The organism is Melghirimyces algeriensis (assembly GCF_900182565.1).
GTDB classification, from domain to species: domain Bacteria; phylum Bacillota; class Bacilli; order Thermoactinomycetales; family DSM-45169; genus Melghirimyces; species Melghirimyces algeriensis.
On record NZ_FXTI01000014.1, the window covers coordinates 15,868 to 35,215 of the forward strand.

General features: G+C 43.3%; 25 protein-coding genes. 1 reads left to right on the forward strand and 24 read right to left on the reverse strand.

Annotation, left to right across the window (positions count from 1 at the left end; genetic code table 11):
* Positions 1 to 170 precede the first annotated feature (170 nt).
* The 17 genes from FN782_RS15065 to FN782_RS15130 all read right to left on the reverse strand — a co-directional run bounded on the left by FN782_RS15065 (position 171) and on the right by FN782_RS15130 (position 12,869).
* Positions 171 to 623, reverse strand: coding sequence for a hypothetical protein (locus FN782_RS15065; RefSeq protein WP_185956356.1), 453 nt, complete (start codon positions 621 to 623; stop codon positions 171 to 173).
* Positions 624 to 677: 54 nt separating this feature from the next.
* Positions 678 to 980, reverse strand: coding sequence for a hypothetical protein (locus FN782_RS15070; RefSeq protein WP_142506628.1), 303 nt, complete (start codon positions 978 to 980; stop codon positions 678 to 680).
* A 13-nt stretch (positions 981 to 993) separates the two neighbouring features.
* A complete protein-coding gene (gene nrdF, locus FN782_RS15075; protein ID WP_142506629.1) occupies positions 994 to 1,959 on the reverse strand; it encodes a class 1b ribonucleoside-diphosphate reductase subunit beta in 966 nt (321 codons plus the stop codon).
* 12 nt (positions 1,960 to 1,971) lie between these two features.
* Positions 1,972 to 4,050, reverse strand: a complete 2,079-nt coding sequence (nrdE, locus tag FN782_RS15080; RefSeq protein WP_142506630.1) for a class 1b ribonucleoside-diphosphate reductase subunit alpha — start codon at positions 4,048 to 4,050, stop codon at positions 1,972 to 1,974.
* A complete protein-coding gene (gene nrdI / locus FN782_RS15085; RefSeq protein WP_342778410.1) occupies positions 4,028 to 4,405 on the reverse strand; it encodes a class Ib ribonucleoside-diphosphate reductase assembly flavoprotein NrdI in 378 nt (125 codons plus the stop codon). Before nrdI ends, nrdE begins: the two co-directional genes overlap by 23 nt.
* Before the next feature lie 182 nt (positions 4,406 to 4,587).
* Positions 4,588 to 4,983 (reverse strand): hypothetical protein, encoded by a 396-nt coding sequence (locus tag FN782_RS17195; protein WP_246064982.1) that lies wholly within the window; start codon positions 4,981 to 4,983, stop codon positions 4,588 to 4,590.
* 39 nt (positions 4,984 to 5,022) lie between these two features.
* Positions 5,023 to 5,409 carry an adenine nucleotide alpha hydrolase family protein gene (locus FN782_RS17200; protein WP_246064983.1) on the reverse strand — a complete coding sequence of 129 codons (387 nt, stop codon included), beginning with the start codon at positions 5,407 to 5,409 and terminating at the stop codon, positions 5,023 to 5,025.
* Between the two features lie 51 nt (positions 5,410 to 5,460).
* Positions 5,461 to 5,952 carry a crossover junction endodeoxyribonuclease RuvC gene (locus FN782_RS15095; protein WP_185956357.1) on the reverse strand — a complete coding sequence of 164 codons (492 nt, stop codon included), beginning with the start codon at positions 5,950 to 5,952 and terminating at the stop codon, positions 5,461 to 5,463.
* The gene (locus FN782_RS17005; protein ID WP_185956358.1) at positions 5,945 to 6,142 is read right to left on the reverse strand and encodes a hypothetical protein; all 198 of its coding nucleotides are present in this window, start codon (positions 6,140 to 6,142) and stop codon (positions 5,945 to 5,947) included. The genes FN782_RS15095 and FN782_RS17005 overlap by 8 nt, the downstream gene beginning before the upstream one ends.
* Positions 6,139 to 7,233 (reverse strand): hypothetical protein, encoded by a 1,095-nt coding sequence (locus tag FN782_RS15100; RefSeq protein ID WP_246064984.1) that lies wholly within the window; start codon positions 7,231 to 7,233, stop codon positions 6,139 to 6,141. The genes FN782_RS17005 and FN782_RS15100 overlap by 4 nt, the downstream gene beginning before the upstream one ends.
* A complete protein-coding gene (locus FN782_RS17560; RefSeq protein WP_142506632.1) occupies positions 7,193 to 7,663 on the reverse strand; it encodes a DNA methyltransferase in 471 nt (156 codons plus the stop codon). Before FN782_RS17560 ends, FN782_RS15100 begins: the two co-directional genes overlap by 41 nt.
* A gap of 28 nt (positions 7,664 to 7,691) precedes the next feature.
* Entirely contained in the window at positions 7,692 to 8,027 is a 336-nt protein-coding gene (locus FN782_RS15110; protein WP_142506633.1) for a hypothetical protein, read from the reverse strand.
* A complete protein-coding gene (locus tag FN782_RS15115; RefSeq protein WP_142506634.1) occupies positions 8,020 to 10,170 on the reverse strand; it encodes a DNA polymerase in 2,151 nt (716 codons plus the stop codon). Before FN782_RS15115 ends, FN782_RS15110 begins: the two co-directional genes overlap by 8 nt.
* Positions 10,171 to 10,206: 36 nt before the next feature.
* Positions 10,207 to 10,356 carry a hypothetical protein gene (locus FN782_RS17010; protein ID WP_185956359.1) on the reverse strand — a complete coding sequence of 50 codons (150 nt, stop codon included), beginning with the start codon at positions 10,354 to 10,356 and terminating at the stop codon, positions 10,207 to 10,209.
* Between the two features lie 36 nt (positions 10,357 to 10,392).
* Positions 10,393 to 11,181, reverse strand: a complete 789-nt coding sequence (locus FN782_RS15120; RefSeq protein ID WP_142506635.1) for a single-stranded DNA-binding protein — start codon at positions 11,179 to 11,181, stop codon at positions 10,393 to 10,395.
* 154 nt (positions 11,182 to 11,335) lie between these two features.
* Positions 11,336 to 11,893, reverse strand: a complete 558-nt coding sequence (locus FN782_RS15125; protein ID WP_142506636.1) for a hypothetical protein — start codon at positions 11,891 to 11,893, stop codon at positions 11,336 to 11,338.
* Between the two features lie 220 nt (positions 11,894 to 12,113).
* A complete protein-coding gene (locus tag FN782_RS15130) occupies positions 12,114 to 12,869 on the reverse strand; it encodes a hypothetical protein (protein ID WP_142506637.1) in 756 nt (251 codons plus the stop codon).
* A gap of 339 nt (positions 12,870 to 13,208) precedes the next feature.
* Between FN782_RS15130 and FN782_RS15135 the strand changes: the two genes are divergently transcribed.
* Positions 13,209 to 13,403, forward strand: coding sequence for a helix-turn-helix domain-containing protein (locus FN782_RS15135; protein WP_142506638.1), 195 nt, complete (start codon positions 13,209 to 13,211; stop codon positions 13,401 to 13,403).
* Positions 13,404 to 13,537: 134 nt separating this feature from the next.
* Here FN782_RS15135 and FN782_RS15140 read toward each other — a convergent pair whose 3' ends face one another.
* From FN782_RS15140 to FN782_RS15170, 7 genes are all read right to left on the reverse strand, one after another.
* The gene (locus FN782_RS15140) at positions 13,538 to 14,599 is read right to left on the reverse strand and encodes a toprim domain-containing protein (protein WP_142506639.1); all 1,062 of its coding nucleotides are present in this window, start codon (positions 14,597 to 14,599) and stop codon (positions 13,538 to 13,540) included.
* 86 nt (positions 14,600 to 14,685) lie between these two features.
* Positions 14,686 to 16,068, reverse strand: a complete 1,383-nt coding sequence (locus FN782_RS15145) for an AAA family ATPase (RefSeq protein ID WP_142506640.1) — start codon at positions 16,066 to 16,068, stop codon at positions 14,686 to 14,688.
* A 13-nt stretch (positions 16,069 to 16,081) separates the two neighbouring features.
* On the reverse strand, positions 16,082 to 16,789 hold the full coding sequence (locus FN782_RS15150; RefSeq protein ID WP_142506641.1) for a hypothetical protein: 708 nt from the start codon (positions 16,787 to 16,789) through the stop codon (positions 16,082 to 16,084).
* A 13-nt stretch (positions 16,790 to 16,802) separates the two neighbouring features.
* The gene (locus FN782_RS15155; protein WP_142506642.1) at positions 16,803 to 17,621 is read right to left on the reverse strand and encodes a P-loop NTPase family protein; all 819 of its coding nucleotides are present in this window, start codon (positions 17,619 to 17,621) and stop codon (positions 16,803 to 16,805) included.
* On the reverse strand, positions 17,618 to 18,208 hold the full coding sequence (locus FN782_RS15160) for a hypothetical protein (protein WP_142506643.1): 591 nt from the start codon (positions 18,206 to 18,208) through the stop codon (positions 17,618 to 17,620). Before FN782_RS15160 ends, FN782_RS15155 begins: the two co-directional genes overlap by 4 nt.
* Before the next feature lie 22 nt (positions 18,209 to 18,230).
* Positions 18,231 to 18,626, reverse strand: a complete 396-nt coding sequence (locus tag FN782_RS15165; RefSeq protein WP_142506644.1) for a hypothetical protein — start codon at positions 18,624 to 18,626, stop codon at positions 18,231 to 18,233.
* Positions 18,627 to 18,977: 351 nt separating this feature from the next.
* Positions 18,978 to 19,343 (reverse strand): helix-turn-helix domain-containing protein, encoded by a 366-nt coding sequence (locus FN782_RS15170; protein WP_142506645.1) that lies wholly within the window; start codon positions 19,341 to 19,343, stop codon positions 18,978 to 18,980.
* Positions 19,344 to 19,348 lie beyond the last annotated feature (5 nt).

Genomic DNA, 19,348 nt, shown 5'->3' on the forward strand with positions numbered 1-19,348 from the left:
TAGTTCATGTATAAATGTCTGAAATCGTCGTTGTTCGCTGATATCTTCCGCGAGTTCAATACGATGATCCCCATAAAATATTTGACCAAAAAGAGATTCTCGTGAAAACTGTCTCGCTACATCCTCGACAGTATAAGTAATTGCTCCGACTTTAACTTTATGTGGAATCCTCAACGTACAACACCATCCCACTCATCAAATTCTTTTTGTCCTAACTCTTCGTTATGCTTCCGATCCTCTTCCTTTCGTAAGTCATCTTCATAATCTCTGACCAGGTATTCCGCTTCCCGTACAAATCCGCCGTCAAATGCGTCGTCTCCGTATTTTTCGAACCACCTACCCGCTACTTCGACGAAAACGGGAATCCCTATCACCTTTTTCGGTTCAAGTAAAGAAATTTCCCCTGCTCCACATGAAACCAAGCGAAAACCACTTTCAAGGTCTTTAATTTTTACTAGATACTCTTTTCCGGTGATGCTCGACACAACCGGAAACTTTTTCATCATCATTCCTCCTTTTGTTTCTCCTCGTGATATTTCAAAATCTAAAATCCTTTCGATACAACCCATGGATCGTGTAGTGGTTGGGTCAAAGTTAAGTACTTCGTCAAACTCTTTCATCAATTCGTTTAGCGTCTCGAAGTACTATCACGGCGTAAATCATATCCTCCCCTCCTTTTACTTAACCTCACCATCCCAATCCTTCAAGCGACGACGCACTTCATCGACCAATCCTTCGTGGCTTTTCGTTTCTTCCTTCACACCTTCGTACTCAGATATTAATTCTCGTATAATTTCCTTCATCTCCGAAGCTTCATCCAGGTGGACTGTTCTTTCCCCCTCAACCTGCTCCCAAAACGGTATACCGAAACGTCGTTTCCTTTCGTACAAAATCATGCGGAATGATACATCATCGTCAATAATTTTCATTTTGTACATTCCGCGCTTGGTTCGGATCGGTTTCTTTACGATCTTGGCCATGGGTTCACCCCCTTCAAAATACAAAATCATCGTCTGTAATCGGCTTTACATTCAACGAAAGAACATAACCGTTTCCCTTAGTTGAAAAGAAATCGTGATTTTTTGTATCCGTCCGAATCCCGTTCATGACAATCGGATTGACAGTTTCTTCTGGAAAGTGAGGTTCACGCCCTAGGTTCATCAGCGCCTTGTTTGCGTTATAGCGTGCAAACCGACATACGTCCTCATAAAGCCCAACTTTTTCATATACTTCACGTGTATATTCGATTTCATTTTCGTAAAGTTTGGAAAGTAATTCCGTTGTTTCTTTGTCTGACTTCTCTTTATCTTCGTTAGACATGGATTGGTAAACCTCTTGAGCAAGTGTTCCGACATATAGACCGTGAATTGATTCGTCACGAATAATAAGTGAAATAATCTCTCCACTTGCTACTAATTTGCCTTGACCTGACATATAGAGTGGGTAATAAAACCCACTGTAAAACAAGAAGCTTTCGAGAAATACAGACGCGACCATCGCCATGTATAACTCATACGGAGATGCGCTTTTCTTCTGAAGTGCATGATAATAGTCACCAATCAATTCCGCTTTCTTTTTCAATTGCGGTTGATTTTCGACCCATTTATCTAGATAGTAATCAGTTAAATGAGAGGGAAGGAGTGTCGTAAAAATATGTGAATAACTTTTCGCATGAATGTGTTCCATTGTCCCCATCCATGAAAGTACCGCCTTTTTCTTCATGTCGTCGACGTGCAGCGCTATAAGCGGCATACCGCTGTCTCCCTGTAACGTATCCAAGCCAGTAAGCCCTGATAACGCTTCAACATACGTTGCCTTCTCTTCCTCTGTAAGAGTCCTCCATGCTTCAAGGTCACGAGACACAGATATTTCATCCTCCGTCCAAAACTGCGAAATATTCTGTTTCCAAAAAACTTCTGTGTATTCGTCATACATTCGATTCCAGTTGACTGCCTTCATGTCATACCTCCTTTATACAGAGCAACTCGTACACTCAGAAACATCCAGCATTCTATTACGCGTGTAATACAACGACTTCAACCCTTTTTTGTGTGCGTAGATGTAGTAGCGCGCGAGTTCATTCGTCGATATGTCACTATTAACATACAGAATCGTACTAATCCCTTGATCAACATGCTGCTGGATTTCTGCAATTAAATCGATCATTTTAAATTGATCAATATTATATGCCGACTTGTAATACCAGTAGGTTTCAGGAGACATAAACGGCATAGGGTAGTACGTTGTTGCATTTCCGTAGACTCTTGTTTCTACATGATCAACGATCGGCATAACGCTGGATGTCGCATTCTGTACGTAACTAATCGACTGCGTTGGTGCAATCGCAAGTCGATAAGCATGGTATAGACCACATCTACGCACTTGATCCCGTAACTCTGCCCACGCTTCCTGCGTCGGAATGTCTTCTAGGTCAAATAGCTCACGCACTTTTTCCGTTCGAGGCAAAAAATCCTTCTCCAGATACTTGTCAAAATACTTACCGTTAGCATAATCCGATTTGTCAAAGTCTTTGAAAGTTACACCACGCTCTTTCGCAATGAGCATAGATTTTTCAAGAGAATAATAATTCATCAACATAAAGAAGGTACGCACAAAATCTCGCGCCTCCTCCGATTCGTACTGAATTTTATTTTTCGCAAAAAACCCGTGCAAGTTCATTGCGCCTAGTCCGACGCTGTGTAATTCTTCATTCGCTTTGCGTACTCCAGGAGCATTTCCGATTGATACAATATCGGATACTGAAGTCAAGGCATCAATCCCTGCGTGAACGCTTTCCCTGATCTTTCTGCTTTCCATTACGTTAACAATATTCAACGACCCAAGGTTGCAGGAAATATCTCGCTTGATGATGTTATCCTCGTCATATTCATTGATTTGCGACGTTTCTTGTAACTGAAAGATTTCAGTACATAAATTTGTGATTTTGATATCACCGACAGCACTTAGTGTATGCAACCTATTCGCATTATCTTTGTACATGATGTACGGGTAACCAGACTGTAGCTGTGTTGCCGCAATTTTGTTTAGTAATTCCCGCGCGTCCATCTTTCGTTTTTTAATACGTGGGTTCGTGATAAGTTTGTCGTACATTTCATCCATGTCCATGTCGTCCATGTGTTTTCCATATTCTTTGTATACAGTGAGAGGTGCCAAAATATAGTACGGCTCATTCTTTTCTGCTAACTCGAAAAACTTATCCGGAATAACAAGTCCAATCGACATTGTTTTGATTCGAATCTTTTCATCTGCGTTGATCTTTTTTGTCTCAAGAAATTCCAAAACATCCCAGTGGAAAACATTCAGGTATGCTGCGCCCGCCCCCGGTCGTTGCCCTAATTGATCTGCATAAGAAAAACCGTCTTCCAGCAACTTCATTACTGGTACTACACCTTTGGCAACTCCTTCAACTCCCTTAATCGCCTCACCACGCCCTCTGATTTTTGAAAGGTTAACTGCAACTCCACCACCGATTTTCGATAGCTGCATTGCAGTGTTGATATTGTAGTTAATCGAGTTTAAACTATCATCCATTTCTAAGAGAAAACAAGAAACCATTTCCCCGCGACGTTTTCTTCCTGCGTTCATAAAAGTAGGTGTTGCAGGTTGGTATCGTTGTTCCATCATCACCTTCACGAAGCGTTCAGCTTTTAAGTAATCACCCCCACCTAAAAACAACGCACAGGCAACAACACGATCTTCGTAGTGTTCGAGATACTGTTCCTTGTCGTCTGTCTTCAATGCATAGTCCCGATAAAACTTTGAAACAGCCATGTATGATTGAAACTTGAAGTCATATCGGTACGCAAGATCAAGCAAGGATCGGATTTGATTCCTCGAATATTTTTCGAAAAAGTTTTCGTAAAATTCATTTTCAATAAGCCATTCCATACGTGATATTGGAGAGCTAAACTTCATTGATCGCCCGTCAACTTCTCTCATAAATTCAGTTACAGCAACACTATCCTTTTCTAATTGATAAAACCCGCCTACCTTCGTCATAATTTCGCTATTTAACTCGATGTGTTTCAAGCGGTCCCACCCTCTTTAGAAGTATTTCTACGTCCGCACGTGTTCCTGAAAGCTCAAACTTGTGAAGCAGCGGAACCTCATATTTCTTTGCCACTAGTTCCCCCGCCTTCGCGAAGTTACTGCCCCAGTTTTTATTTCCACTCGAAGCAACCCCGACTAAGAAACGTTTGTTTCTCGTCAGAAATCCATCCACTATACCCGGAACCTGACCAAATCCTATCGTAGGTGTAATGAGTAAAAAAGGTGAGTTAACCCATACACCACCCCTGATTTCAACTGATGGCATCCCCAATCGTTGTACAAAGCGCCGAACGTTTCCCGTGCGCGACGTGTACACAACAAGAATCACGACCATCCCCTTTGTCTGTTGTAAATTAGTACTTCCTCGTACTCGTCAGCGACATCCATCACTTTGTCGTTTATCTCTCATTCCGGTATGCCTTCCAATTTTCAAGCTTTCGTTTCTGGTCTATCTCCCTTCCTAGTGACAACCACCGTTCCTCATCTTGAGACAACTCCCCCATAGATTAACCTCCTTTAAATACCGCACATTCCCTCGCATTCATTCCCGAACAAGTCGAGCTGTTCATGCTCCGGTTTATGGTCAAATTCGACCTCATCAAGCGGATTGCACGAACGATGCAGGTAAACCTCGCCCTTAACCTTCGGTAGACCATTACGGACGAACCGATCAAACTCGACCGCCTCTTTCCACGATTCTGGATCGTTCTCTTTCATATCGAGCCAGTGTGCGTCATTGTGATATGGGCACCCAATGCACGACGATTTAGGAGGTTCCGGGTATCCGTGATCGACCATCCAGCGAATGCAGTCCATACGAGAAAACCCGCCGTCAATCAGCGGGTACTTGTTCGTAATAAATTTTACCTGCGACGGTTTTACTCGTTGTATTTCGTCCGTAGAAATACCCATCCACAGGTCAACGTGATCCTTTACGCGGCTTCTCGGCTATCAGCCGAGAAGCCTTCGGATCTCTTTACGTACCACGCCGATTTTGTATTCGCTTGTGCATTGCCGCCATAACATACCTTTCGAACCGTCTTCGTTACGCACAAAGAAAGGAATCGACGCGACCCTCTCCCCGGTTTTAACCGAGCGATAGAAGTCATCACGCAGATTCCCTTTCGACGCCCTGACGATTTTGATTCCATACTTGCCCGCCTCGGTTTCTAGCCATTCTAGGTAAGCGTAAACCTCTTTCGGTTCCCACCCTGTGTCCGCGAATATAGCTACTTTCGGATAATCTTCTCCGAATACACCATTTGCAGCCATCATGACCAACGCAGACGACTGTACACCTGCACCCAGACTAATAATTTTCGTAGGTTTTTCGTTCACACCCTCGCCTCCCAGTTTAGTGTCTTCACTGTCTTTATAGGGGAGATAGAGCTAACCTCGCGCATCATTGATCAAATTTTCTCGAAGTAAATACGTCAGACATACAGCGACCGCATCTGATTCGTCATCCGTCTTAAAATCCTGAGAAGGAAACCACCGTTTAACCTCCCGTTCTACTTCCCATTTGTCTGCCCGGCCGTTATCGGTCAATGATTTTTTGACCGTACTGTTCGCGATCTCTACGATGTCGTACCCACGCAGAGTGTAGTCAATGATCCCCGCGACTTTGTAACCGCCTGCCGTTGCGTTGACCCTAGCGTTATGGAACGCTTTCTCACGGATCACAGCATCGAACGGACCGTAATCGTAACGGAGCGCGTCGACATGCGCTTTGATGTGTGCCAGACGATCACCGTGCGATAGTTTGGCGTTCGTCTTGATATGCCTGCAAAAAATAAGAACGGGCTTACGGCGTTTAATTTCCAGTACCGCGAAGCCCGGTCGTGAGATGGATAGGTCGAGTCCTAAATAGCGTTTAGTCACTATATCGAATCTCCCCAATTTTATAAGCGAGAAATAATACTCCGGGAACCCCTGCACCGAAATACCCGCCGTAAGGCCCCGCAATTAAATATCCTAAGTAGGCACAAAAGGCAACAAGCGTGCAGGTTACAACGATAACGCCGATTACATTCAACAAACCCAAAAGCGTCAACTTGATAATGTTTTTCATTTCCCCGCCTCCTCTGGGACTGCACTCAAATATTCGACTAAATTACGGTGCTCAAACTTCCCTGCCATGTGCGATTTAGCCATCTGTCGCTCAACCTGGCGCAGGTTTTCGATTACCTTCGTAGGCTGATCGGCTTGACAATGCGAATAGAAAAAATCACAGAATGCGCATTTGTTCGTCATTTCAGGCGTAACAGTCGGCTTTGTATTTTCGTAAACGTTCCGCGCCTGCTTCGCGAGGTGATGTAACAATGCATGCTGCTCTTCCGCACTGATCGAAAAATAAAACGCCCTGACATCAGCCAGTGGCGCGCCTTCCCTCCACGTTTTTTGACCTTTCGTCACTGATTTCCGTTCCTCATCGCTGAACCACGACGGTTTCTGAGTTGATTCGTAAAGTAAGATTCCTTCGTTGATTCTGAATACGAGTGATTCCGCGGTAACCTGGCGCATATGTCCAGCGTCCGGTCCCTTGAAATCGAGTTTCCCATTCATCGTACGTAGTCCGGTTGCTTTCGTTTTATACTCGAAAAGCAGGTCGCGCCCTTCATATTCAAGGATTCCGTCCGGCTTTGCGGTGATGGCAAATCGACATTTATATCCGTCTTCCATTTCTACCTCATATACAGCCCGATGCTGCGCTGCATCTTCAATTGCATATTCGCCGGACTTCGTTTTCTTTAAGCGAAACTTAGCACGATCTCCTAGTCTCACGGGCATATGAATTAAATCGAGTTGAACCATTTCGATAATGGCCGTTCCTTGCCGGCGTTGCCGACCACGAAAAGGAAAATCGTGACGTTTCTCCGGTTTGATCTTTTGGTTACGGTAATATACTTCAAGGTCGCATTTATCGGTACCTGACGCACCGAACGTTACCAGACCATCTTTCGGATACGGTTTCCACCCGACGTGATCCAAGCGCTGTTTATAAAATGATTCCTCCAACTGGTGAATATACAAAGAAGAACGAGGATCGGAGTAATACGCGTCAAGTTGTTCGATAAACTCGCGTTCTACCTGATCCCCGAAGGCTTCCCTAAAAGGTTCACTATATTGTTTTCGCGCTCGTTGGCGTAACGGATTTGTCATTGGTTACCTCCTTAAAATCTAGCGAAAGTTGGCGCACTCTATTAATTCGCTTGTTGGCAATCTTAATATAATCAGGAACAACCCTCTTCGGTTTCTGTACTTCCTGCTTTCGTTGGCCTGACGCGTTTCCGCTCCGCTCGTTAAATCCTTTGTTGTTCGTAGATCGTCCATTTTGCGCATAACTATCCCCTAAGTTCAGCCATAACGTACCGTCATCACGTAACACTCTACGAACTTCACGAAAAACCTCGACTATCTTTTCAATATATTCTTCTGGGGTATCCTCCAAACCTATCTGTCCTGGCTGCCCATAATCACGCAACCCCCAATACGGAGGAGAAGTAACACAAGTATGAAAAAAACCTGCAGGCATTTCCCGCAGGGCTTCAAGTACGTCACAATTATATATGCGATTGGTTTCGAATAACATTTCGTCACCCCTATTTGTTTTATTCTTTTTAAAACGCATCGCTTTGTGGGGATTGTATTACCGCTTTGATATTTTCTTTGGGAATCCTGATTTCTCCCTTCTCCAGTACCTCACCAGAAACAGGATGACAAAATAAAGTTTCAACATTCAATGTTTCAGGTATTCCATACTCTGTTTTTGGTATAATATCATCTAACTTAAATACCAACATCCGATTAGACATAGGTATATTCTGTCGGTTACTTAAAGTCTTAGTATGAAAAGAATCCTTACCTCCTATAAAATTAGGTATTTCGATGGGGCTTTTAAGTTGAACAGACACATGATTAGTTATCTGTGTAGCTTTTTTACTGTCTTCAGACACGTAAATCCCTCCCAAACCAATTGTCAAATTCGACTTTCTCTGCCCATCGATCTGGGTAAATTTCAATATCACAAAAGATCGGTACTTTTAGTTTTACAGCGTTCGCCATTGTGTCCCGAATTACAAGAAGATTATCCTGGCTGATGTCTCGCGGGCAATCAAATAATAATTCGTCATGAACCTGAAGGCGAATGTTTACGTCCATCGTTGGAAGAATAGGTTGTAGATCAACGACTGATTTTTTAAGAATAGTAGCCGCGCTTGCTTGTACTGGAGAATTACCCGCTTGTCGCTTTTCACCATTCGTAAGGAATTTACGTCTACGATCTCCGAGTCTACGTTTACGCCCAAACAGATCAACGACATAGCCCATTTTACGTACTAGCTCAACCTGCTTATCCATATATTCTTTAATTGATGGGTAACTAGCAAAATAGCTATCGATTAGCTTCTCTGCTTCTTTTTGAGAAATGTCTAATTCGGTAGATAAACCAACCGGAGTCATACCATAGACGATCCCGAAGTTAACTGATTTCGCTTGTTTACGTAATTTCTGTTCGATCGAACCATCAACATCTTTTCGTTCTTCAACTTGTTCATAAGGGATGCCTGATATTTGTGCTGCTGTAGCTGAGTGGATATCTCGTCCCTTATGAAATGATTCAATAAGAACCGGATCATTAGCAAGGTGAGCAAGCACACGTAGTTCAATTTGAGAGTAGTCAATCGAAACAAAAATACGACCTGGATCAGGCTTAAACAGACGCCTGATTTCCGGCCGTTTAGATGGCATTTGTTGTGTGTTTGGGTTTGAGCAAGTAAATCGCCCAGTCACGGTACCCCACGAGTTATGTGATTGATGAATTTTCCCATCAGGTTTGATGTTGTTTGGTAGTTTATTCGTAAATGCTTTTCGTAATTGATGTACTTGTCGGTACTCAATTAACTTACGAATAACAGGGTGTTTATTGCTAATCTTCGCAAGAACCTTTTTAGTTGACGTTGATCCATTTTCTGGATTAGGTAATTTCAGTTTATTAAATAAAACATTGCTTAACTGTTGATTTGAGTTAAGATTAATTTTTTCACCTAATAAATTATAAATATCTTCGGATATTTCTTTAATCTCACATTCAAACTGTTTGTCGAGAGTACGCGCCTCTTCAACATCAAAGTGAAGACCTCTAATATCCGAACAAATAAATGTTTTCATTACTGGCATTTCTATTTCAAACAACAGTTTTTTAATACGCATCAAGTCTTCACGTAAAGACATTTGATGCAGCATCCACCGATATAATTTCAACGTTTTCTCAGTATCGCCCGCAGCATACACTGTTGCAACTTTTAATGGTACAGTATTAAAAACACCTTCTTCAAACAATTCGTTGAAGTTGTCTCCTTCCATTTGTAACCAATCTTCGCATAAACCCTTTAACTTGTGTTTCCGGTTCTCGTTTAAGGACATTGCCATAACCTGTGTGTCAGCGTGCAAGGGGCTAATCAAATCTATTTTGTACTGCAACCAAAAACACTTACAGTCAAACGGAGCATTGTGCATAACAATCTTTGAAGACTCCAAAGTACTTTTAAGTTCAGAAACAACAGTACTTTCGTCTAGATTAGTTTTTTCATTATGGTTTAGAGGGATGTAGAAATGATTCTCATCTGTAGAGACGCTGAAGCCAGCCATTTTATTTGTCCAGGGATCAAGTGCACTCCCCTCAATGCCTTCTGGAACAAAAGTTTCACAATCAACAGCGATTACGTCTGCGGATTTTATAAATTTCTTCATCTCTCGTAATTTGTTGATATTCGTAACTAGATGATAATTATTCGGTGTATTCTCAACCATATTACGTAGTTTCTTTTCCGTGTTCGTTCGCTTAACAACACGCCACATCCTTAACGCTTCAGCCTTTGAGAATTTTTTGTACGTTCCCTTCTTCGTATACATGTCCGCTGGATCTCGTTCAATCTCTCCGGCCTCCATCGCCGCCTTCACTTCGTCCATCTTCTCGCGGTCTTTGTCCGTGAGTTTGGACGAGTAAATCCGTTCCCAAGCTTCCGACATGGTTTCGTTTGCAGATTTCTTTTTCTCTTTCACTACCTTCAATTTTTCGCGACGCTCTTCAACGGTCATCACCGTCCTCCTTTCTTATGTCTTACGCAAAACGAATTAGCACCCGGAATTGTTCCGGGTGCCTTCGTCTTTCTTATCTTGCGTTGATTCAAACATTCGTTTTTCTCCATCGATTTCCACGACTAAATACTCTAATTCATTCTCAAATGACTTAAAATAATGAATAACTTTAATCTGTTCGGACATACGATTCCCCTTTAATTATAATTATTCTCTATTCTATCAAAAAGGTAGATCCCTATCGGTAATTTTTTGTGATGTATCATCGCCAGTTCCTGCCTGATTCTCCGCACCGCCATTCGCCCCTATAACAGCGGATTTGTTTGGACAGGAATCCGGGTGAGCTTCTGCTACAATCTCAACGACTTCAGCATATCCGCGGAAATTCGCAAGGTCAGCGTAGCTCGGCTTATCGTCGATAAACTCTTTCGCCTTTTCAAATGATTCCTCTGGTACTTTCGACTTTGGAGCCTTCGCGAAGGTAAAGCTTTTCCCGTCGCTGGTTTTCTTCATAATAACGGCCTGACCAACGAGGGAATAGTCCGGCTGGAACTCCTTCGCAGTCTCTTCGATCTGATCGTAAGCATTGATGAGGTTCTGTGCGTGGAACTCTTTCGCATCATATACGCGCCATGTCCCATACTCCACGTCAAACAGACGGATCATAGCATACAGGCGACGCCGTACTCCAGCCTTACAGGAAGGACAGTGTTTCGCGGCTTCCTTTTTGTTGTCATACTTCGTAAAGTCCTCACCAAGCCCTTGTGGGGAATGGAGACACGTATGTTTCTTGACGAATACTTCGTACGGTTTGTATTGTCTCTCGTCATGTACAAAATAGGTGTACCAGTCGTCTGGATCGTCTAAGATTAGAAACATGCGCCCCTCACCGTTCAACTCCTGATTTTTGATGTACCGAAGTACACCCTCCGGTAGATCATTTTCGAAGTTCCCTTTCGCTAATTGTTCTCTCGCTTCTTCTCGTTTCTTCAGTGCGTCCCGAATACCCACTATATCATCCTCCATTTAATTGTTATCGAAGCAACAGCCCGCAGTTCGGTCTGCGCCCGCGACGACGTACAGCCGGACCAAGATTCGTGTATAGATTACTAGTATCACAGCCATACGTCGTCGCCGGCACGGACAGTCACTGACGAAACCATACTCACATTACAGAAACCTGCGACCTGGCTACATGTCGTTTCTCATCCGCGACTGTCTTTATTTCGGTTTTTAAATCGTTTATATATTCGTTAATAGCGTTAATCCGTGCCTGGCATGCAAGCCTACGCGCTTCTGAGCGCGTTTTTAGTGCTGTCAACCTTAACTGAGCTATTTCTACATCTGCCTCCGCTTTAATCAGTTCAAAACGCCGTCTCATCGCCCGCTCACGACGATCCAGCTTCCGGTATTCTTTCGCATGTAAATCCCTTACTTTTTCCTTTAGCGGACCATACGTAATGGACTCAAAACGTTGAATAGACAATATGGTCTTATGGTCGAGTGAGACAATAAATGCATGTCGACCATGTGCAAACATATAGGCATGGTTTCCTTCATCATCTAATGTTTCCCCGACAAACTCTGCTCTGCGGAGAATGCCTCGAATATAACCCTCTGCATCTTTATCATTCGCTCGGTTATACCGCTCCCTCGCCCGGCGGATCGCATGCCTACTAACTCTCATTCGATCCACGTCCAACCCATTTATGATGGAAATCACCGCACATTCACTCCTCGTCGTACGTATCGCTATATGCGAGCGTACTTACTATTCGCTTGTAGTCCGCAGGGTCTTCGTACTCTTCGAATCCACCAGAATACACTATGTCAACAAAGCGAACATGCACTTTAGTCACCTCCTTCGAACGTGTGTTTTATATTGATAATGATTATTAATCATGATATAATTCACTTTGGTATTAACGACTAACTTCGACATTTTAGTACATATATTCGCCTGATCGATAAAGATAGTCGTTCAAATCTCCGTATAATTTTGTATTGTATTTTCCAGATATCTTTCTAAGGTTACGGATTATTTTCGAATGATGAACACCAAGAATCTCAGCGATAGAATTAAACGATTTACGTGGGTAATCTACAACTGCTTGAACTGTTTCGTGGACGCTAGACGGAATGTCTACGCAAAGATCATCGATAAGATCGCGTTGTTCGTTAACCATAAGTTTATCGACAACGGTATTTTCTACGTTACATCGGTCAGGGATTTCCTCAAAGTGATTGTAATTTATTGACTGATTAGACACTAGAACAAATCCAGCGCAATATTCTTCACCCTTAATAGCATGTGTCCAATCTTCATTTGAGGAATCCTCGTCGCAGACAAGCGTAAAATGATCTGAGTATTTTTTGTGGGAGCCACTCGTTCTCCCAGTTTTCACATCGACAGCTGCCTTGTTTACAACATTTGAAAAGTATGTTGTAAACATTGTTTCGCGGTGATCCTCAAAGGTATCAAACGCCTTCCAGGCGGCTTCCAGCATAAAACTGAAGTACACGGATGGGTCGTTAATGTCAGTTCGTCTAGCCGCATAGCAAGCGTAACTTTCGATCCTAGGTTGCACAACTTCCATTGCATCGGTAAATGCATATGGATCGCCAGCCTTATATTCGTTGTACAGTTCGTTCAACTTCCGACCAGTCTTGCTTTCACTGACCACTTTAAAATTCTCCATTAACGATCTCTCCTCTTTTGGGCATAGTTAGCCCAGGGTTTTTGTTTGTGTACCTAACCCCTTAGATGTAAATTATCCCTTCATTATCTTTATAGGGGAGGTCACAAGGTTTTCGCGCATTTTTTTCGAGATTTATTCGGAGAATTTTTCGTTTAGTTCATCACTTTATCGTTGTATGCGATAATTTGTTCGTAATCCATACAGACATTATACGTTTTAGGTCTGAAAATGTGTACGCTTCATTTTCTTTGTTTTTGTCTTTTACGTACATATTTTCGTACTTAGGGTGATTTTTGCTCTTTATTTCTCAAAATTACTAATTCATCGAGGTGTATGATAATGATCTCTTACGACCCGCTTTTCGTCACTCTTGAAGAGAAAAATGTCAAACTCATCGACCTGATTACCGACCTTAAATTTTCGAAGACAACGGGATCTAAATTCCGGAAACATGCGTCCGTACAACTAACGACAATAGAGAAAATCTGTAAATACCTCGACTGTCCAATCGAAAAAGTCGTTCGGATTGAGTAAACAATTCGTTGACATATCGCCCGTTTATACCTATCATGTAGGTATACGCAAAAAAGGCACAGTACTCCCTGTTTGCCGACAGGGACGTCTAAAAACACCGGACAGTGCTTTGCCGAGCACTTCCGAGCGATGCCTTATGCGTTCACGGGAAAAATGACAGGACCGTTACGGTTGCCGCCGTGCGGTCCATTTCTATGTCTATAGTCTATCGGCGTAGCTTCGGCGATAATGGTACCGGTTTTTTCTATGTCTTGAATATCGTTTAAATCCTTACATTCGGACGGGATCTTCACTTCGGACAGCCGAACGTATCCATACAACCGTTTAATGATTTCGTCTTTCAACTTTCGTCCTGCTTGATCGTTATCATTCGCGATAAACAAATGCCGGATCGGACTTCGCTTAATTATATCTGCCTGATTTTTGGAAAACGAAGCACCGCCAACTGCCAGCGCAGGGAATCCTGCAGTCATTGCGTACATCGCATCGATTTCAGCCTCGCAGATAACTGCCTCACGACACCCCTTCCGCCGGATCACATCGATCCCGAATAGGTGTTCACGTACTGGGTGCGTGCCTTCCTTTAACGGTAAGTAATGGAAAAACTTCGAGTTAACACTACGGTATTTGATGTTCACCAGGTCGCCGCGTCCGTTGAACCATGGAATGGTTACCATACGTCGTTTCGGATCGTACCCAACTCGCATTACGCGCTGTACACCTTCGTTTATCCCCCTGCGCGTAAGATACGGATGTCGGAAGTTATACCGTTTGAGAATCGACGGATTTAACGGTTGCCGCCGTTGTTTCCGTCGATCGTTTGTTTTTATAGATGCAAACATCGCCTCTACTGACTTGTGAGCGCTGTTCATATCGCCTTCCCAATATGGGGAATACTTCGAAATGAGATAGTCTTCCGTTTCTTCTTCTGTTTCCTGTCTGAGATATGATAGAAGAGTTACGAACGTTCCAGAACGGTATTCGTCTCCACCACTGTCCCCCCAATATCCAGGGCGAGCATTAGACTCAGGATTGTCTTCAAGCCACACATAAAAGGATGGCCGGGAGTCATTGCGAAAAGGGCTACACGCTTGGAGTTTATCTCGTTGCCAATTTGCTTCTTTCCAATCGTACAATGAAAGTTCTTTACGGATATCTACGTTCAAACTATATTTTTGTATACATATTTCCTGCAACAGCCTACCTCCTTTCTCTTAATACGAACTTTTGTTCGTATTCATGTTCTCATTCTAGCATAAAAATAAATTTTGTAAAGTCTTTTTTAGAAAATACTTGTATCGGCGAATTGGTCTACTACTGACTCCCCGCTCGGAACCTCTCGTAATACCCCATAGTCCAACATAGCGATAAGGTCAACGTAAAATCCTTCGCCCCCGTTCCGTCCCTTCTCCGTTCCGATCCGAGCATTTCCGTCTACGTTGTCGAATGAGAAAAGGTTGGTTACGATTTCGAGTGCCGCTTTCGTTGTTTTCACCTGGTCGCGGGTCGGCAACTTCAATTCACGTACACCTTCACGCATCTTCTCCTTCTCTGCTTGAGTGTATTCCATCGTAGCTTGAACCGTAAATAACCCTAAAACGTCGTGTTCTCCAACAATCCGTTCAAATTTTCGTGCTGCTTGCTCCGCAGCTCCCCCGGTAGTTTTATTCGTGTTTCTTCCGTATACGTCCGAAATATTGTTGAACGGATCAAGAACAACCACATCAATATCTTTATTCATCCGTAACTCACGATCAAGATCGTCCAGACTCCGTGTAAGTTCCGGATCACTCTTCGCCTGTAAAATTAGCTCTCCTTTGTAATAATCGTTAATACGCGTCAAGAACGCTTCCATAACTTCCTCTGAAGTTTCGTCCAGTTCCCCCGTTAGGATTGCTCGGTTTTTAATCCCGATCTTCCTTTTCGTCCGTACATCCGTAAACATTTCGTCGCGTGCCGTAGCAATCGAAACCAAGCGCGACATGAACAAGAACCATTTCAATTCGAATGATTTCGCAAGAACTTTCGCTCCCTGACGCAGTAGTTCGTCGATTATTGCAATTGTTAAATATGACTTCCCACGTCCGGACTCCGCGATGATCCCGTAAACGTCTCCACTGTGTAATCCACCAATTTCCTTCGAAAGAGTAGGGAACGGAGTATTCCACCGTTTGAAATTCACACCCTCCTTACGTTTGTGGTATTCTTCCCGCAGATCCACGCCTAACTGTCCGAGAGTCCTGCCGATCGACTTCGACGTATTAGCCTGTGCCTCGATCCGTTCCAGTGCTTCCCGCATCTTACGGACGAAATCTAATCCGTTATACTTTTCGTTCAACTCCCGGTAATTAAAAACGCCTTCCCCTTGCATTCCGCGAAGAAATGCCCGCTCAGCCCAATCGTTTTTAATCTCGCTTGCCATCTCGTCAAAGGACGCCCGTACCTCAGTGTAATACTCGTCAGCAAAGGTGTTAAACTCCGTTGACAGCTCCTCCGGGGATGGTCCACGTCCTTTATTCCGCGCTGCATAACTCAAAATATACTTCACCATCTTCTGTTCGTCTTCTGTCGGAAAGTGATCTGGACGGAGGTCGAAACGTTTGAAGGCGTCCACATCCCCAAAATCCGCCACCTTTGATATGAACCTCATACCCGCGGTTGTCATATTTCGTCCTCCCTCACTCAAACTGGTATCCACGCGTAGGAATCCGATCCCTGAACGACTTCAGACGGTCAGCTTTACGCTTGTATTTCTCGTCACCAAATACCACAAACAACTCCATGTTATCCGTAATTTCCCTGTCTGTGCGCTCAGCCAATACGCGAAAGCTATCCATTTGCGAAAGTCTCCGTTTTTCATCTGTATTATTACGTGGATCTTCTACTTTATTAGTTATTCTTTTCCGACCATCCCCATCTCCATCGTCAATCGGAGCACCAAACGCATTTATCATCTTTCTTCCTCCTTCGCCTACTTTTCTCATTTCATCTTCATATGCGATGATTGCTCTGTTATCGTCATGTGGGAACTTCTCGTCCAGTAACAGCCATTCAATATCAATTTCGGGAATATTATCGGTTGTTTTACCTCTCATTAATACCGTATAGGAATCAACAATGAACCTACGTCCTTCATAATCTTTTACTTCTACAATGTCGCCCGTCTTAAACAACATCGCTACACCCATTTCGATGTCGAAGTTAAGTGGATCAGACGCAAAATCTACAAGTTCCAACCGATCCTCCATTACTGGGTTCTTCCGCGATTTAACTTGATAGACGAATCCTTCATCTGCTTTGAATACATTCGTTATTTGCGTTTTTTCTTTCGTTCCATTTTTCGTTATAAGATTTACGCGGTCGCCTACATTGAATTTCGGTTCCACATCTCCGCCTCCCTTATCTGATCCCTCGTTTTGAATCCCCATTAAATTCGACTGGAATACACATGTCGCGGACCCGGTCAAATATACGTCCTTTCTCGTCGTACATGTCCCGCAAGTCTTCAATTGGTACGTTGGACGTATAGACCGTTGGTAACAAGTTGCTCACACGATGATCAACAAGATCGAGCAGATCCATGTTAAATGCATCTGATCCTTCGCGGACCCCTATATCGTCAATAACTAAAAAAGGCACCGACTTTGCGATTCGATGCGCTTCGTAATATGAGGCCGCGGCAGGTTTCGCTATGTGTTCAGGTACATTCCGTCTGTTAAATGCGTAGTACTCAGAGTGCCATCTATTCATCGAAAGAAAAAATACGGGTCGATCTAACGTGTTCAACCCACGTATACGGCTGCCAATGTAATGACGCAAGAGATATTCGTTTGCAATCACCGCGGCTGTAGTCGTCTTTCCAGTCCCCGGTGATACACTGTACAGATAAACACTTTTAATCTGCGTAACCTCTTCGTCAAACTGTCTGCGAAATGTTGATACGTAATCGGAAATCACCCCGTACATTGGCTCGGCTTCGACTTCCGTTTCTCCTTCTTCGTTTTCGTACCGACGTACAACCCTTTCGATCTGCTTGATGGGCGACTCGTTCAGCGTCATTAAGCGATAATCTTGCGGAATGTTGGCGCGATGGACAATTCCTCCTGTTCCTTCCGATCCATGGACATTAATGTATAATGGACACTTTGCATTACACGTTTGCGGATCGCCTGCTGTTCGGCAAGGACCACGGAGGATACAGTTTTTATCGTGTATCATTCGTTCGCCTCCTTAAAGCTTCGCACGCAATGGTCAATAATGGCACGCATCTCCTCAAAACAAATGTCCTTATTTGACTTTGCTCCACGCAAAGGATACTTATACCATTCTATTTCTAGTCCATCTGGTTTGTAGACGAAGTTAGGAAGAACTACAGAACAGATATCTAAATGATCGTTCTCCGCGATCCACTTATCCTCTACCTCTTTTCGTCCACAATCACAGTGGAAGGCAATCCCGTACCTCCCTTTAGGGTACCCATTCTTGATCGCCCATTCCGTCAGTAATCTATCTCGTTCAGGTGGTGAAATCTGTTTTCTTTCTAATTCTTTTTCGAACACAGTAAATCGCGTATGAAAACACTCTTCTGTATGCGAGGGTAACTCTTCCTCGAAAAAATCCCATTCGCGATCTTCATAACCGCAATTGCAATCTCCCCAGTAAAACGGGCGCAAGGTAAATACATCGTTATCGAAAGTATCTTCGTGAACATCTAACCCAGTGCGATCGTATAGCGTATAAAATAAATCCTGCATCTCCCCTCGCGCAACCTTAATTGCCCTTTCGCGGTGTTTATACTTTACCATATAGAATAACCTCCTCGTATTTTTAGAGTAATGACCGCAAGTCCTCCCGCGACATCTCTAACGGTTGCGGTCGTTTCTTCCTCCGTTTCTCCTTCTCCGCCCGCCTTCGGCTAAGAACTCGCGGAAGGTATTGTGAACGTAAATACGTGTAAATAAACCAAAAATTAAGACCAGGGTACTGTTTCGTAGGTTTATGGCTCGATAAGCATTCGTCGATAAACTCCCTCAGTACCTCCGTTCCGTGTTCGTTGATGAAATTTTTTATCATCCCGGCTTCCATGCGCCAGGATCGAGGGACATAATCGATGCCATACACTTCCTTGTGCCGGTCTTTTAGATACGCCTGGAATGATCGTGTGTTCCACTTCGAAATTTCTAACCACTGCCACTCATAAGATTTCAGTTTATTGTCAGACATGATAGCCCTCCTCAATATACTTCTGGATCAATCTAGAATTTTTCCGGTCTAATTCCGCAACCTTCCTCATCTTTCTTCCCCGCCCACATTCGATATCTTTTACAGGAACATACGCAGCAACTGCACCAATACATTCCTTACAACGACATTGGTATATACTAACTATCTTTATATTTTCCCTTTCTGGCTGATCCGCGAGTAAAAGAGTTCCTTGGACCACTATCTCACATCCTTTTTGATCGCGCAGGAAAACCCGCAAGGGTTTGAGTGCGCTATATTTTATCTTGTTACGTATGTTTCTTGTTAACGTATGGTTCTTGTTACTTTAAACTCTACCTACATTAGCTCTAGCTAATTTAACTCTACTTTAAATAGGTCTTTACTAAAGATAGAAAACGGAGCTATTCCAGTGAGGCGGTAAATTGTCCTTATACAACGTTTTGTTTTCGGATCACGAATAATTTTACGTTTAACTACAGGTATATTATTTCGTTGATACTCACAAAGTTTCTTTAGACGTCGATTCGCTGAAACAATCGATACTCCCATTCGATGGGCAAGCAACTCCTGTGATGGATAACACTCGCCTTTTTCATCCATGAATGTTGCGAGGGTACAAAGCGTATGCCACCGTTCAGCACCTAAGTCCGCCATTAGTCCGGATCGAGATGCATCAATGTAAAACCGAACGAATAGCCTATCATTGTGTTCGCTCAACTTCT